This is a genomic window from Roseivirga seohaensis (assembly GCF_001592945.1).
GTDB classification, from domain to species: Bacteria; Bacteroidota; Bacteroidia; order Cytophagales; family Cyclobacteriaceae; genus Roseivirga; species Roseivirga seohaensis.
Genome location: NZ_LRPB01000005.1, coordinates 39,971 through 55,032, shown reverse-complemented (window position 1 = coordinate 55,032; position 15,062 = coordinate 39,971). Strand labels below are relative to the sequence as shown.

Genomic DNA, 15,062 nt, shown 5'->3' with positions numbered 1-15,062 from the left:
TATTACTTCCTAGACTTTTTGATTATGTCCGTTTATCTCGCAGAATTTGTGGGCACGGCCATCCTTATCTTTTTTGGGAATGGAACCAACGCTGCCACTACACTGAATTTTTCTTACGCTAAAAACTCAGGTTGGATTGTTACCACAATTGGCTGGGGCCTAGCCGTTACTTTTGGCATTTACGCAGTTGGCCAAATTAGTGGAGCACATATCAATCCTGCCGTAACTCTTTCACTCGCCATGACTGGTGATTTTGAATGGAACTTAGTGCCTGGTTATATTATTGCCCAAGTACTTGGCGCAATGGCAGGTGCTTCGTTTACTTGGCTACAGTATTTACCACACTGGGATAAAACCGAAGATAAAGGCGCGAAACTAGGAGTTTTTTGTACAGGAGGAGCCATTGACCAAAAAGGAGCTAACTTATTGAGTGAAGTTCTTGGCACAATGGTGTTGATTTTTGGCTTACTAATGATTGGTGCTAATCAGTTTGTAGAAGGCTTAAACCCTTTAGTTGTTGGCGGACTCATCGTTGTTATTGGTATGGCGCAAGGCGGCTCAACTGGATATGCAATTAATCCTGCAAGAGATTTTGGCCCCAGACTCGCACATTTTCTATTGCCCATAAAAGGAAAAGGAAATTCGAAATGGAGTTATGCTTGGATTCCTATTATAGGGCCTATCATCGGAGGCGGACTTGGGGCTGGACTTTATCAATTAGCTTTTAATGGTACGACAGGAATTCTTACCTGGTCTTGTATTGTGAGTAGCATTTTGATAATTGCTTACGCCATTGCAGAAGAGGCAAAGAAAAAATAGCAACTCTCGGTTTCAAAGCTTATACAGCAATCCCAAAATGGGATTCTATTTAAGCCAAAAAACCCGTTAAAATCATTTTTACGCAATGGCATTCCATTTGAATACTCAATATCAGTATATAAACATGAGTATTATGAGAACTGCAACATTACAAAATCAGGGTCAGGCAAGAGTAAGAAGAACTGCTTCAAAAAAATCCAATTCCTTTATCAAACTTACCTTTAGTATTCTTTCGGCATTCATCGTTTATCAAACGTTTATTTCGGTAATGGGGCTTATTGGCTAAACCGCAAGATCAACTAAGGATTATTAAAATGCATAAACAATTTCTTGTTCTATGCATTTCTGCGTTTTGAGAAGGCTTATTTATTCCCACAAGCCAAGATGATTCCCAATTCGGGACAAGCTCAATAAGAAAAAGTGGGTTTAAACCCGCTCAGGGCACTGGCACCCTATTTGGATACTTACTACCGAACTTAAATACAGAAATTATGAAAGCTGCAACAACACAAACTACCACCTCTAAAAAAACCAATTCATTAACAAAATTAGTAGTTGCTGTTTTCGTAACCTTCATTGCTTACCAAACACTCATTTCAGTAACAGGAATTATAGGCTAAGCCGAAAAAAAGTAGAATAATTAAAAAATGCATAGACAATCCCTGACCGTCTATGCATTTCTGTTTTAAAAGAATTGGGCATCATTTCTTCCCACCCATCATCAACAATTCGTTTAGATTAATCTCAGTCACGAATCGTTTTTCACCAGCCGAGTTTTCGTACGACCTGTGCACCAACTTTCCTTCAATACAAACTTCCGCACCTTTCTTTAAATACTCAGCAGCTATCTCTCCTACCTTGCCCCAGGCAATAATATTATGCCATTGCGTGTCTTCAATTTTATCTCCATCTGCATTTTTGTAGGCATCTGTAGTGGCCAATGAAAACGTAGTAAGTTTTTTACCTGATGTTAAGTTTTTCACTTCTGGATCTTGACCTAATCTTCCGATCAACTGTACACTGTTTCTTAAATTTCTCATGATATAAATTGTTTAATTTTAAAGTTTGTTGTCCTCTCGGTTTGTATTTCCGAATTGACAATGGCAAAGTAACAGCAGGTCGAAAAGTAAAATCGGTTGCTAAGCGTTTGTAGTCGGGTAACATTCGTTTGTAAACGTTTACAATTGGATATATCACTCTTTTACAATAACTTAACTTCCAACTCAGAAAAGTGGTAGTTTTCGTTTTTTATATTTTTCAGCATGGAAGAAAGGCAATGTTTAGAGTGTGGAGACGCGATGTACGGTAGAATCGATAAAAAATTTTGCTCAGATCAGTGTCGTAATACCTTTAATAACCGACAGAACAGTGATTCAAATAACTATGTACGAAACGTCCATAACCTATTGAGAAGAAACAGGCGAATTTTGGAGGAACTCAATCCTGATGGCAAATCGAAAACCACCAGAAACAAACTCATAGAAAAGGGATTCGACTTTAACTATCACACTTCTACTTACACTACAAAAGCAGGCGCCACCTATTACTTTTGCTATGAATACGGCTACTTGCCATTAGAGGGCGATACTTTTGCCTTGGTGAAAAAGCTCGAAGAACTGAACTAGGTTTAGTTTCAAGATAATTTCTGCCGTCAATAAAAAGTTGTGTTTATAAGGGCGCTTCAAGCAAACAAAAACATTAGCTTTGTAATGCATTGCAAATCAATCTAAAATAGACAAAATGAAGTTCTTTATCGACACCGCGAATCTTGATGAAATAAGAGAAGCCTACGACTTAGGCGTGTTAGATGGTGTAACCACCAACCCTTCTTTAATGGCTAAAGAAGGCATTTCTGGCCACGATAACGTAATAGCCCATTATAAGGCGATTTGTGATATTGTAGACGACAACGTAAGTGCCGAGGTAATTGCTACCGATTACGAAGGCATGTTGAAAGAAGGTCGTGAATTGGCTCAAATCGATGACAAAATCGTTGTAAAAGTACCAATGACTAAAGATGGTATTAAGGCGATTAAAACCTTTACAGCTGAAGACATCAGAACCAACTGTACATTAGTATTCTCTGCTGGTCAAGCTTTATTGGCTGCCAAAGCAGGTGCATCTTATGTTTCTCCATTTATTGGAAGACTTGATGACATTGGATATGATGGTTTAGAGCTTATCGAGCAAATCTGCCAGATTTATGACAACTACGGTTTTGCTACCGAAGTACTGGCTGCCTCAGTACGTCACACAATGCACTTATTGCAGTGTGCCGAAATTGGTGCAGACGTTGCAACTTGCCCGTTGAAGGTTATCACTAGCTTGCTGAACCATCCGCTAACAGACAAAGGTTTGGCACAATTTCTTGCCGACCACGCCAAAGCAAATGGATAAAACTTTAGTTCCAACTTCGGGTTATGCAAATGACCCGAAGTTATTTAGGAATATGTATATCATTAAAGTAAAAGGGAAAGCTAAAATCCCAGATTACATTCAGTTAAGAGACGAAAATTTCGTGCTCATAGCATACTTTCGTGCCGACCGACCGTTAAAAAAGTTAGAAAAGTATGACCTTGAAGGGAAAGAAACTGAATTGCAAGAAGTAATCAATAACTTACCTTTCGGTAAACTTCAAAAACTGGATATTTAAATTATGCCTTTTTCAGGAGAACCCATTGTTCGCATCGAGGATGCCACCATTTTTCAAGACGACAAAACTGTGTTGAACAACATTACGCTTTCCATTAATAAAGGAGAGTTAGTGTATTTGGTTGGAAGAACAGGAAGCGGAAAGAGTTCTCTGTTAAAAACGCTTTATGCCGATTTACCTCTTCGTTTGGGTAAAATCAGAATCGCAAATCATGACATTCAGAATATCAAACGAAAGGATGTTCCACTTTTAAGAAGAAAACTAGGAGTTGTATTTCAAGACTTCCAGCTCTTTCCCGATCGCTCGGTTGCTGAAAACATCTACTTTGTAATGAAAGCCACTGGCTGGAAAAACAAAGCTAAGATGAAAAGCAAGTTGGCCGAAGTGCTTATGCGTGTTGGTTTGGGAGTGGTGGCTAATAAAATGCCACATCAACTTTCTGGCGGTGAGCAACAAAGGGTGGTAATTGCACGTGCCTTAATTAACGATCCTGTACTTTTAATTGCCGATGAACCTACTGGAAATCTAGACCCAGAAGTTTCAGATGGTATTTTCCAGACTTTTATGGAAATCAACAAAGGTGGAACCTCAATTCTGATGGCCACGCATGATTATAACCTTATTAAAAATTACCCTAAGCGTGTTCTTAAATGCGAAAAGGGAAGTATTCTCGATTCTAATGAAGTTGAATTGAGTTTATTTAAAGTGAGCTAACACCTTCTGAGGTTTCACTTTTAGTTTCTTCTAAAATCTCTAATTGTTTCTCTATCAAATAGAGCTTTTGTTTGAGCAAATGCACCAATGCACTTTTAAGTTGAGGTGTTTCTTGTCCGTTTTCAAATGTAGTTTTCAACTCTTCATAATTCTGATCTAAGGATTGAATATCGGCTTCCAAAAAGCTGAAATACTCACCTGCCTCCACCTCTTCCGACAGCTTCGTTTTCTTATCAGAGATCATCTGAGTATAAAAAATTTCAAGCTCTTTAAACTCTTCCATAGCAGTGCTTTCTTTATTAACATCGGCACCAAAATATTTTTCAGAACCCAAATAAGCTACCGCAATAAGCAACACCGCAACAGCCACTTTCCAAAACCAATGTGTGGAACTGCTTGAAGTATTATCGCTATTATCAAGCCCTTTTTGTATCTTATTCCATACCTCAGCTCTTGGTACTTCAGTATCGAATTGTTCTTTATTTTCTTTTATGAAATCTTCTAGCTTATCCTGCATGTTGAAATTCCTCTTTTAATATTTCCCTCAATTTCTTTTTTGATCTATTAAACTGCGACTTAGAAGTCGATTCTGTAATGTTCAATATTTCTGCAATCTCTTTATGGTCATAACCCTCAATCAAGTAAAGAGTTAACACCAACCGATATCCGTCTGGCAAAAGCTCAATCGCTTTTTTTACTTGATTTACATCGAAATCTCGATCATCCGTTTCTTCATGATCAAAACGCTCATCATAAGCTCCGTAATCTTCAACGGACTCAAAATCTAAACGTCTTTTCTTGACTAAATTAATAGCATTGTTAAGCGTAATTCGCTTTAGCCAACTACCAAAAGCTGCCGTTCCTTTATAGCTATGAATGTTTTTGAAAGCACTTAAAAACGACTCCTGGAGCACATCTTCAGCTTCTTGTTCATTTTGGGTTACCCGAAAAGACACGTTGTACATGGCTTTCGAATAAAGCTTGTACAACTGATACTGCGCTTGTCGGTCGCCCAACATACACAGGTCAATTACCTCTTGATGAAGATTTTGATATTTCGGTTCCAAATTTCTAATCCTTGCGCTAAAGACAGCCCTCTTGTATGAGGGTTGCTTAGGAAAGGTAAAAAATTTAAAGAAGAGTTGAAGAAAGGAATGGTCTAATCTTTAACATACCCCCCTTCCTTAACTATTCTCATAGCGAGAAGCCAAATAGATTAACAGCATCCTCCACCATCATAAAAGTAAGTAGAAGGCGAAACCCAAATATTTGAGTCATTCAAGGCTTCCAAATTTCCCGCTGTCTTATCACAAACCGATAATGGCTGATTCTGTAATAAAATATGACCACCGTGATCATCGAAATGGGTTTCTGTTCCGTAATAAATTGCGGTTCTGCCCGTAAACACACAAGGCCCATCAGCTGGCATTGGATCTTTAATAGCGCAAACCTCTACACTCTCTATATATATTGGTTCGGCAGTATCGTATTGATTGGGATGCAAAATTCTATACGGTCTTTTCGCCCTAATTTCCACTGTACCAAATCCAACATCAGTAATCATTTTGATATAATCTTTTAAAGGCAACGAACCGCTCAAGCAAAGTCCGCGCAATCGATCATCATTCTTGAGGTTTTCAGGCATGGTTTGCTCAGCTATTGGGTCAGACAATACCAATCGGCCATGAGGTTTCAAAACTCTATACATTTCTTGAAGTGCCTTTTTTAAGTCTTCTTCATGAAAAATATTGAACAAACAATTTTGTGCAGCCACATCAATAGAAGCGTCTTCAATAGGCAAATTGAGTGCATCGCCTTGACGGACATCAATAAAAGAAGCATCTAACCAATCATTAGTTAATTCTGCTTCCTTGATGTTTTTCTTGCAAGCATCAAGCATTTCATCTACCACATCTACACCAATAACACCCGCCTTCTGTCGGCTGAAATACGAGAACTGAAGGAGCTCCATTCCACCGCCCACTCCTACATAAAGTATTTTGGGTGAATTGATTAAATCCCTTGGATGGACAGTGCTGCCACAACCATAATTCATTTCGAGCATGATTTTGGGAATCTCCAAACCAGGAAATGACCAAACCGGAGTAGTAGTGCAACAAAGCCCAACATCTGGTGTTTCGGCTGCTGCCTTATATATGTCTTTGGTGGTTTCTAAGTAATTACTCATTCTATAATTAATTTGTTGTGGTTCCTCCGCAGCTTGAGCCTGCTCCTGCAGTACAACCGAAACAGTGTTGGTTAATTAAAATCTCCCTTGCCATTAACCTATCTAGGTTGAAATCCTTGATGTGATCTGGCGCACCATCTTTCAGCTTCATTTCTAGCATTTGATTGAAATCGCAATCATATAAATAGCCATCCCAACTGATTGAAATCATAGAACGGCACATTACTCCTGCCGCTGCTGCAGGATTAAAGGCATTCACCAGCTCGTTCATGTAGGCCTCATAATTACTGCTGTTAACCAAGTAATCTAGAAATCGACTCACTGGCAGATTGGTTATCGCATACAAATCATTGAAAACAATATTGAAACTCTCTTTCAATTTTCTTTCAAACTCACTTTTCAGCACCGCCTGATCGTCTGGCAGAAATGCACCTGATGGATTATACACCAAGTCTAGTTTTAAACCTGTCTCCTCTTTTCCATACCCAATTTCATTCAGCATTTGAAGCGCTTTAATGGACTTCTCAAACACACCATCACCGCGCTGAGCATCGGTTCTTCTGGCTGTGAATGACGGAAGAGAAGACACCACATTCACCTTGTGTTTTTTGAAAAACGCAGGCAAGTCATGGTATTTCGGGTTGGCTAAAATTATGGTCAGGTTACAACGCACAATGATTTGCTTACCCAACTTAGAAATCTCCTCCACAAACCAGCGAAAATCAGGATTCATTTCTGGAGCACCTCCCGTTAAATCCACTGTAGTGGCCTTAGAAATCTTAAGAGCATCTAAACATTGTTGCATAGTTTCTCGTGTCATGATTTCCTTGCGATCAGGACCAGCATCTACGTGACAATGTTTACAAACCTGATTGCACATTTTGCCCACATTGATCTGAAATACATCTACAGAAACAGGGGTTAAAGGCATCATACCAATGGCATTAATTCTCTGTTCAAAAGAATCAACACCAATTGCCTCATGATCATCTAAAATTCTAATCTGCCTTTCAGCAATAGAAAGGGCATGTTGTTGTCTTTTTAATGTTTGTAAAGTCATAGACTACATCAGTTTTTCCTTTACTTGATTCATCATCTGCACTCCATGTACCAAAACAGCTCCACCTTTTATGGCAGCGGCTACATGAACAGCCTCCATCATTTGCTCTTCATCAGCTCCTTTTTTCAAACAAGTATCAGTGTAAGCATCAATACAATATGGACATTGAACAGCATGAGCCACCGCCAAGGCAATTAGCGATTTCTCTCTAGCGGTTAATGCGCCTTCTTCGAAAACGCTTCCGTACCAATCGAAGAATTTGTTTCCCATTTCAGGTTGGAATTCAGTTATGTTCCCGAATTTTTTCAGATCGCTCGGGTCGTAATATTTTTTAGGCATAGTATTATTTCTTAAGTGTGAAGCCCTTATTCAATTCCAAAACATAAGCAATTTCAAGTCATCCGACATGAAACACATTGCTCATTGAGGCTGGGCTACTTTATATAAATAGATTAAAATTGATTTCTCTAGGAGAAATGCTGATTACCAAGAAAAAGCAGGATGGTTAAGAAACTAGTGAGGGCGGCCCTCTAAGCTCTGTCAGTTGAAACCAAATTGATTTTGGAAGGGTGAAATTAAAGTTTGTGTGTGAAGTATAGTTACTGAAAATTGCTTTCAGAATTTGCTTGAACGTTTTCGACAAGTGTAGCCCTTGCTTAAGTATATTCTGAAAATCAGATTTCTCATTTAAGTCAATTAAACGATTCTCTAATTCTTCTGAAGATAGAAGCAACTTAAGCTGATTGAAAACCAACTTAGTGTTCCAATCAATATTTAGGAAAGCCGTGGTGCAAAAGTCCTTTTTTGAAACACCGATTAAATAAGCTCCGCCATGGCTATCCCTTCCTAAAACATTCTTCCCATTTTCAAGCTTATTTTTAACCCAAAGTAAGTCTTCAGAAGAAAGTTCTGGAGCGTCATTGCCAACAACGATTACGTTTTCAAAACCTTCTGAGAATAAGTTCGATATACCATTTGTGAGTCGCTCTCCAAACGAACTTCCAATTTGTTCGTCAGAAAAGAGTGTTTTTACCGGAATCTGCGTTTGACCAATCGTTCTCTGAGTTTTCTTGACCAGCAGATTAAACAAATTAGAAAACTGCTGAATGTTCAGGCCTACATTCTTTGCCAAGAATTCCTCTTTGAGGTTTCTTGAAAAAAATAAAATAGCAGTATTATTAACTTGAGACATTCAGTTTCCTTTGAGCTTATCAACTCGTTTTCGAGCAAAAAGATTTACACAACTTAGAAAAGTATTGGGACAATGTCGTACAAAATACTTTTAAAGGTGCTGCCTGGTAAAAAGAGTATTTAACAAAAGAAATTAAAATCTAGGGTCTGTGTCTAGTATTGCGTATTCGAAATTATCGGACCAGCCTGTTTTTAATGGCAGCACTTTTCTCTTCCTTCCCTCCTTAATCATTCCTGCTTTTTCTAAAACTCGGGCAGAACCCACGTTATCTACAGCGCAGCCCGCTTCAATTCTATGAAGTTTCAAATCGTCAAAAGCAAAGCTTAACACTAACTTTAAAGCCTCAGTTCCGTACCCTTTGTTCCAAAAATCAGGATGGAGTTTAAACCAAACCTCGCCAATTTGAAATTTGACATTCCCCAATTTTAATGCAATCAGGCCGACAAAATCATTCGTCTTCTTTGTCCGAATCGCAAAAGTATACTGTTTGGCGTCAAGTTTTTGATGTTCTAAAATCCAAGGCTCAATGATGGATTGAGTATGCGCTATGTTTTGTGGAATACCAAGGGTGTTGAACTCATCTACCTTTGGAATGCTGTGTAATGCATGAACTTGCTGCAAATCAGCTAAGGATAATAAGTGAAGATCAAGTCTTTTGCTCTGAAGGTGAATCATAGAGGGAAAGTAGAAAAATGCCGCTACTAGTCTCTAAATCAGAAGTTAATAATTCTTAAACACGGCTAAAAAACAAAGCCCTTTCCACTTACATGGAAAGGGCTTTTATGTGACCTCGGCAGGATTCAAACCTGCAACCTCTTGAGCCGTAATCAAGTGCACTATTCAGTTATGCTACGAGGCCAAAACCAAGATTCGTTAAATCCCGTTAAATTTGGTCTGCAAAGGTAATTAATTCTTCTACTTTGCAAAAGCTAGTTATTAATACTTTCAAAAAATACTATCTTTGCCCAGCTCAAAAAAGCCAATAAACATGAGGAAATTAGGAATACTACTTATAGGAGTTTTAACACTAGGATCAATTGCCAGAGCTCAAAGACCAGACCTTCCGGGAAGTCTTGTTGTAGACTGGGGTTTGAATACCTTTTTAAACGCTCCAACAGATGTTAAGCTTAGCAGTTTCAATTCAAAAACAGTAAACGTAATTTATTATTACGACTTACCGATTGGCGATAACGGACTGACCTTTACTCCTGGTATTGGCTTAGGTATGGAAAGATTTACTCTTGAAAATGGAAAAACTCTTAGAACAAGTGTAAACAACTCAAATGTAAGAAGTGTAGCTGTAGCAGATTTAGCAACGGTTTATCCTCAAGCAAATACTTTTGATAAGTCGAAGGTTGGTTTAAACTACTTAGACATACCATTGGAGTTTAGGTACTACACAAGCAAAAACAATTTGAGCAGAGGCTTTAGAGTAGCTTTAGGTGCAAAAGTGGGTGTTCTTTACTCTTCTTTCACCAAAGTGAAGTTCGAAGATAACGCAGCAGACCAAAGAATGATTAAAGACCGTCAGGATCTTGGGTTTCAAAAATTCAGATATGGAGTACAGGCTAGAGTAGGATTTGGAGGATTTAGCCTTTTCGGATATTACGAACTTTCAGACAAATTCGATATTGCTCCAGCTGGCGGAGTAGATACTCAAGGTTTATCTTTTGGTATTTCACTCACTGGATTCTAATTAAAGATTTAAACGATATTTAGCATAAAAAAAGGGAAGAAAAATCTTCCCTTTTTTTATGCCTTCAATTTTCAAATTTTATTCGCCTTTGAATGCTGCTTTTCTCTTTTCTAAGAAAGCGGTAGTTCCTTCCTTATAATCATAAGTAGCGCCTGCAATATCTTGACAATAAGCCTCATACTCGAGCATTTCTTTTAAACTAGAATTCTGCGACTTGTTCAACATTTTTTTCATTAAACCAATCGCCTTTGTTGGGGCCGAAGCATAATAATCTGTATAAACTTTCACTGCATTATCAAGTTCTTCATCTGCTACACATTTAGATACAAGCCCCATTTTCTCTGCCTCTGAGGCTGAAATTCTAGTACCCATAGTGGCTAATTCAAAAGCTTTCGAACTTCCCACCAATCGAGGTAAAAAGTAAGAAGAGCCCGAATCCAATACCAAACCAATATTCACAAAAACTTCAATCAGTTTTGCGCTTTCACCAGCCACAATCAAATCACAAGCTAATGCAAAAGAACAACCTGCTCCAGCCGCTACCCCATTCAATTTACAAATTACTGGTTTTGGCATTTCAGTAATTGCCTTAATAATTGGGTTGTACCTTTTGTGTAATGAGTCTGAAAACGAACGACCCGGATTTTTGGCGGAAGCCTTCAGGTCCTGTCCTGAGCAAAATGCTTTTCCTTCTCCAGTCAGCACCAATACTCTAACTTCTTTATCTCTCTTTGCTTCTTTTAAAGCCGCTTGGATTTCATAGGTTATTTCATCGTTTAGGGCATTATACACATCTGGTCGGTTTAAAGTAAGCGTAGCTACGCCATCTTCTTTTTCAAACTTTATAAATTCATACATATACTAAACAAATAATAATACAGAACTGAAACAAACTAAAAAGCCCAAAACAAAACCAGCCAATGATTCAGAGGGCTTATGGGCATTTAAATATAATCTAGACCAAATCACGATACCCGTTAACATAACCGCGATAACCAAAGGCCAAAACAAAGTATTACCGCTGGAATAGATTCTAGTAAACACTATAATAAAACCCAACCACCCAGCCACACCAGCCGCATGCGCACTTATTTTCCAGAAGTAAGTAATAAGATTGGTGCTTATTACTACGGTGGTCATTGAAATCATGATTACTGCCATACTTGGACTAAACCAAACCTGACGACTCATTAAATAAGTAACCAGAATATAGAAAACTGAGATGAATGCAAAAGGCAGATATCGATCACGCCTTTCTTTCATGTGTAAATCTTTTATCACTTTAGTAAACCTAAAGAGCAAAACAATAAAAACAGGGATGACACAAGTAGTGAGAAAAATTAAAAGCAGCACAGTAGAACGGCCTTTTTCAGTAAGATTTGAACTGTTGTCAACATGAAAGAGATAAGTATAAAAAACCAGCGATGGCATAAGCAATGGCTGGAAAACAGTAGATACAATTTGAGCAAGTAACTTCAACCCTATAGTTCTTTTCTTAATCTGGCGACAGGAATATTCAATTGTTCTCGATATTTGGCCACGGTTCTTCTGGCAATATTATAACCTCTTGCTTTCAGCGATTTCTCTAATTTATCATCTGATAATGGCTTACTCTTATCTTCATTATCTATCAGTTGACTTAAAATGTTTTTCACTTCTCGGCTACTCACATCTTCTCCAGAAACTGTCGAGATACCTTCCGAGAAAAAGTATTTCAATGGAAAGATACCAAAATCTGTTTGAACCGATTTTGAGTTAGCAACACGCGAAACTGTGGAAATATCCATATTAATTTCATTCGCAATATCCTTCAAAATCATTGGCCGAAGTTTCGTTTCATCACCTTCTAAAAAGAATTCATACTGAAACCTCACCATCGCGTCCATAGTGCGCAAGAGTGTATTCTGACGTTGCTTAATGGCATCGATAAACCATTTGGCTGCATCGAGTTTTTGTTTTACAAAAGAAACTGTCTCTTTCAGTTTCTTATCTTTCTTATCACTCTTGTCGTAAGCTGAAAACATATCTGAGTACGACTGACTCACTCTTAACTCAGGTGCATTTCGTGAATTCAACGTTAAATCAAACACGCCATCATTATTGGTAAGAATAAAATCAGGAATTAAATATTGAGTTTTAGCCATTCCACCAGAAACACCTCCTGGTTTTGGATTCAGTTTAGTGATTAGATGAATAGCATCTTTCATTAGTACTTCATCCTCAATATTGAGTTTCTTTATAATCTTATCGTAATGTTTCTTTGTAAACTCCTCAAAACAAATTGACAGAATAGCTTTGGCCATTTCTACTGCTGGATCTGGGTCATCTTCTTCCCATCTTCTCTCAAGTTGAATTAAAAGGCATTCCTTTAAATTTCTTGCTCCAATGCCTGGCGGATCAAACTGCTGGATTTCACGAAGCAAATCTTCCAGCTCATCAACGTCTGTCTCTATATTTTGAGCAAAGGCCAAGTCATTTACAATTGCATCTAACTCTCTTCTGATATACCCATCGCCTTCAATACTTCCAATAAGTTGTTTAGCGACTAAAGTTTGGCGTTCATCAAGACCCAAAAATCCCAATTGCATTTCCAATTGATCATTCAAAGAGCTTTGCATAGCTACAGGCATTTCTCTGTCGTCATCTTCAGAGTAATTACCATCACCTTGCATTTTGTAACCTGCATACTCATCATCTCCCAAATAATCTTCAACATTTAGGTCTTCAGTTGAAGAAATTTCGTCAGATGGCTCATCAAAATCCTCTTCTGTAGTTGGGGCCTCAGGCTCCTCTCTTCCTTCTTCCAAAGCCGGGTTGATTTCCAGTTCTTCCTCAATCCTGGTGTCCAACTCAGCAGTTGGCACTTGCAACAGCTTAATAAACTGTATTTGCTGTGGTGACAGCTTTTGGCTAAGAGACTGATTTAGACTAAGTTTTTGCATTGATAGAAAAATCCTATTGGTTATAAGCAAATTTAGAATAAAGAATTGAGGAACAAATTAGATTAGCCGACTTTTTAACAAAAATCATGCAAATTTAACAAATGTGTCAAAAAACTATTTCAAGTAGGTTTTACGAACACTCCACAACATTGTTCGGAATATGTTCTCAATGCTTATTTTTAGTAATCACGTTGTGAATCACTTCAAAAAAGACTTGTTTTGCATTCGTTTTTTTTACTAAAAACCAACTCGGGTTTATTATGACAAAAAGAATCAAAATTGAAGCGTTATTAAAGAGCAGTCAAACCAATATTGAGGTAACTGTTAAGGGATGGGTAAGAACCAAAAGAGGTAATAAAAATGTGAATTTTATTTCGCTCAATGATGGATCCACAATCAATAACCTTCAAATTGTAGCCGACCCTAATTTGATTTCGGAAGAAATTCTTAAACAAGTTTCAACGGGAGCCTGCATTGCTGTAAACGGAACCCTCGTTGAATCTCAAGGTGCGGGACAAAAATTTGAAATCAACGCGAAAGAAATTCAAGTACTTGGTGCTGCCGACCCAGAAAAATACCCATTGCAACCCAAAAAGCATTCGATGGAATTTTTGAGGGAAATTGCGCACTTAAGACCTCGCACCAACACTTTTGGCGCTGTGTTAAGAATTCGCCATGCTATGGCTTTTGCAGTCCATAACTTCTTTAACGAAAAGAAATTCTTCTACATGCACACCCCAATTATTACGGGGTCAGATGCAGAAGGAGCAGGCGAAATGTTCCGTGTAACTACCTTAGACGCTAAAAACCCTCCTTTAAAAGAAGATGGATCCGTTAATTTTAAAGAAGACTTTTTTGAAAAAGAAACTAACCTCACTGTTTCGGGTCAACTAGAAGGTGAATTGGGCGCTTTAGCACTTTCCGATATTTACACCTTTGGGCCGACTTTCAGAGCTGAAAATTCAAACACAACAAGACACCTTGCTGAATTTTGGATGATAGAACCTGAAATGGCATTCTATGACCTTCAAGACAACATGGACTTGGCGGAAGAATTTTTAAAATACTTAATCAATTACGCTTTAGAGAACTGTGCCGATGATTTAGCGTTTCTTGAACAACGCTTAATTGAAGAGGAGAAAAACAAGCCTGCGAATGAAAAGAGCGAAATGACGCTCACCGAAAAACTGAGGTTTGTGGCAGAAAACGACTTTGAAAGAATTACTTATACTGAAGCCATTGATATACTCAGAAACTGCAACCCCAACAAGAAAAAGAAATTCCAATACTTAATTGAAGGCTGGGGCACCGACCTTCAGTCGGAACATGAACGCTATTTGGTAGAGAAGCATTTCAAAAAACCAGTAATTCTAACCAACTACCCAAAAGACATCAAGTCGTTCTATATGAGAATGAATGATGATGAAAAAACAGTGGGTGCAATGGATATCCTTTTCCCTGGAATTGGCGAAATAGTTGGTGGTTCTCAGCGTGAAGAAAGGCTTGACAAGCTTGTTAGCAGAATGAACGAAATGGGAGTGCCTACTCATGAAATGGAGTGGTATTTAGATACCCGAAGATATGGTTCTGCACCTCATAGCGGCTTCGGATTAGGTTTTGAAAGGCTGATTATATTTGTTACAGGCATGGCCAATATTAGAGACGTAATTCCTTTCCCAAGAACACCAGGAAATGCAGAGTTCTAATAGAACCATCCTTCAAACGAAAAAAGGTTTGAACTTGATTAGTTCAAACCTTTTTTTACGCCATAGACTTTCTATAGCAATTTCTTTAATCA

At 38.1% G+C, this 15,062-nt stretch carries 20 protein-coding genes and 1 tRNA gene; 9 read left to right on the top strand and 12 right to left on the bottom strand.

Going from position 1 to position 15,062, the window contains the following annotated elements:
- The first annotated feature begins 24 nt into the window (after positions 1-24).
- From AWW67_RS02835 to AWW67_RS19170, 3 genes are all read left to right on the top strand, one after another.
- Positions 25-819 (top strand): MIP/aquaporin family protein, encoded by a 795-nt coding sequence (locus tag AWW67_RS02835; RefSeq protein WP_053224622.1) that lies wholly within the window; start codon positions 25-27, stop codon positions 817-819.
- Between the two features lie 133 nt (positions 820-952).
- The gene (locus AWW67_RS18950; protein ID WP_157608601.1) at positions 953-1,105 is read left to right on the top strand and encodes a hypothetical protein; all 153 of its coding nucleotides are present in this window, start codon (positions 953-955) and stop codon (positions 1,103-1,105) included.
- A gap of 205 nt (positions 1,106-1,310) precedes the next feature.
- Positions 1,311-1,439, top strand: a complete 129-nt coding sequence (locus AWW67_RS19170) for a hypothetical protein (RefSeq protein WP_260310861.1) — start codon at positions 1,311-1,313, stop codon at positions 1,437-1,439.
- Positions 1,440-1,520: 81 nt separating this feature from the next.
- On the opposite strand, the gene AWW67_RS02830 is transcribed toward AWW67_RS19170, so the two are convergent.
- Positions 1,521-1,859, bottom strand: coding sequence for a single-stranded DNA-binding protein (locus AWW67_RS02830; protein ID WP_062300120.1), 339 nt, complete (start codon positions 1,857-1,859; stop codon positions 1,521-1,523).
- Positions 1,860-2,081: 222 nt separating this feature from the next.
- Between AWW67_RS02830 and AWW67_RS02825 the strand changes: the two genes are divergently transcribed.
- The 4 genes from AWW67_RS02825 (at position 2,082) to AWW67_RS02810 (ending at position 4,186) form a co-directional block, all read left to right on the top strand.
- Complete coding sequence (locus AWW67_RS02825; RefSeq protein WP_053224620.1) at positions 2,082-2,444, top strand: hypothetical protein; 363 nt, start codon at positions 2,082-2,084, stop codon at positions 2,442-2,444.
- Between the two features lie 115 nt (positions 2,445-2,559).
- Entirely contained in the window at positions 2,560-3,216 is a 657-nt protein-coding gene (fsa, locus tag AWW67_RS02820) for a fructose-6-phosphate aldolase (protein ID WP_053224619.1), read from the top strand.
- 52 nt (positions 3,217-3,268) lie between these two features.
- Positions 3,269-3,472 carry a hypothetical protein gene (locus tag AWW67_RS02815; protein WP_053224804.1) on the top strand — a complete coding sequence of 68 codons (204 nt, stop codon included), beginning with the start codon at positions 3,269-3,271 and terminating at the stop codon, positions 3,470-3,472.
- A 3-nt stretch (positions 3,473-3,475) separates the two neighbouring features.
- Positions 3,476-4,186, top strand: coding sequence for a cell division ATP-binding protein FtsE (locus tag AWW67_RS02810; RefSeq protein ID WP_062300118.1), 711 nt, complete (start codon positions 3,476-3,478; stop codon positions 4,184-4,186).
- Here AWW67_RS02810 and AWW67_RS02805 read toward each other — a convergent pair.
- The 8 genes from AWW67_RS02805 to AWW67_RS02770 form a co-directional block, all read right to left on the bottom strand.
- Positions 4,173-4,703, bottom strand: a complete 531-nt coding sequence (locus AWW67_RS02805; RefSeq protein ID WP_062300115.1) for a hypothetical protein — start codon at positions 4,701-4,703, stop codon at positions 4,173-4,175. The two genes, AWW67_RS02810 and AWW67_RS02805, sit on opposite strands and share 14 nt — an antisense overlap.
- Positions 4,693-5,253: an RNA polymerase sigma factor gene (locus AWW67_RS02800; RefSeq protein ID WP_071387039.1), complete on the bottom strand. Its 561-nt coding sequence runs from the start codon at positions 5,251-5,253 to the stop codon at positions 4,693-4,695. Before AWW67_RS02800 ends, AWW67_RS02805 begins: the two co-directional genes overlap by 11 nt.
- 149 nt (positions 5,254-5,402) lie before the next feature.
- The gene (gene arsM, locus AWW67_RS02795) at positions 5,403-6,374 is read right to left on the bottom strand and encodes an arsenosugar biosynthesis arsenite methyltransferase ArsM (protein ID WP_062300113.1); all 972 of its coding nucleotides are present in this window, start codon (positions 6,372-6,374) and stop codon (positions 5,403-5,405) included.
- 7 nt (positions 6,375-6,381) lie between these two features.
- Positions 6,382-7,434 (bottom strand): arsenosugar biosynthesis radical SAM (seleno)protein ArsS, encoded by a 1,053-nt coding sequence (gene arsS / locus AWW67_RS02790; protein ID WP_062300111.1) that lies wholly within the window; start codon positions 7,432-7,434, stop codon positions 6,382-6,384.
- A gap of 3 nt (positions 7,435-7,437) precedes the next feature.
- Positions 7,438-7,773: an arsenosugar biosynthesis-associated peroxidase-like protein gene (locus AWW67_RS02785; RefSeq protein ID WP_053224613.1), complete on the bottom strand. Its 336-nt coding sequence runs from the start codon at positions 7,771-7,773 to the stop codon at positions 7,438-7,440.
- A gap of 166 nt (positions 7,774-7,939) precedes the next feature.
- On the bottom strand, positions 7,940-8,626 hold the full coding sequence (locus AWW67_RS02780; protein WP_062300109.1) for a DUF2064 domain-containing protein: 687 nt from the start codon (positions 8,624-8,626) through the stop codon (positions 7,940-7,942).
- Between the two features lie 132 nt (positions 8,627-8,758).
- Positions 8,759-9,301, bottom strand: a complete 543-nt coding sequence (locus AWW67_RS02775; RefSeq protein WP_062300108.1) for a GNAT family N-acetyltransferase — start codon at positions 9,299-9,301, stop codon at positions 8,759-8,761.
- A 110-nt stretch (positions 9,302-9,411) separates the two neighbouring features.
- Positions 9,412-9,485, bottom strand: a tRNA-Arg gene (locus tag AWW67_RS02770).
- A gap of 129 nt (positions 9,486-9,614) precedes the next feature.
- On the opposite strand from AWW67_RS02770, the gene AWW67_RS02765 reads away from it, so the two are divergent.
- Positions 9,615-10,322, top strand: coding sequence for an outer membrane beta-barrel protein (locus AWW67_RS02765; protein ID WP_062300106.1), 708 nt, complete (start codon positions 9,615-9,617; stop codon positions 10,320-10,322).
- Positions 10,323-10,400: 78 nt separating this feature from the next.
- Here AWW67_RS02765 and AWW67_RS02760 read toward each other — a convergent pair whose 3' ends face one another.
- The 3 genes from AWW67_RS02760 to rpoN all read right to left on the bottom strand — a co-directional run bounded on the left by AWW67_RS02760 (position 10,401) and on the right by rpoN (position 13,264).
- Positions 10,401-11,180, bottom strand: coding sequence for an enoyl-CoA hydratase-related protein (locus AWW67_RS02760; protein WP_062300104.1), 780 nt, complete (start codon positions 11,178-11,180; stop codon positions 10,401-10,403).
- A gap of 3 nt (positions 11,181-11,183) precedes the next feature.
- Positions 11,184-11,585, bottom strand: coding sequence for a phosphatase PAP2 family protein (locus AWW67_RS02755; protein ID WP_176699985.1), 402 nt, complete (start codon positions 11,583-11,585; stop codon positions 11,184-11,186).
- A gap of 218 nt (positions 11,586-11,803) precedes the next feature.
- Positions 11,804-13,264, bottom strand: coding sequence for an RNA polymerase factor sigma-54 (gene rpoN, locus AWW67_RS02750; protein ID WP_053224607.1), 1,461 nt, complete (start codon positions 13,262-13,264; stop codon positions 11,804-11,806).
- A gap of 260 nt (positions 13,265-13,524) precedes the next feature.
- On the opposite strand from rpoN, the gene asnS reads away from it, so the two are divergent.
- Positions 13,525-14,970: an asparagine--tRNA ligase gene (gene asnS / locus AWW67_RS02745; protein ID WP_062300100.1), complete on the top strand. Its 1,446-nt coding sequence runs from the start codon at positions 13,525-13,527 to the stop codon at positions 14,968-14,970.
- The last annotated feature ends 92 nt before the right edge of the window (positions 14,971-15,062 follow it).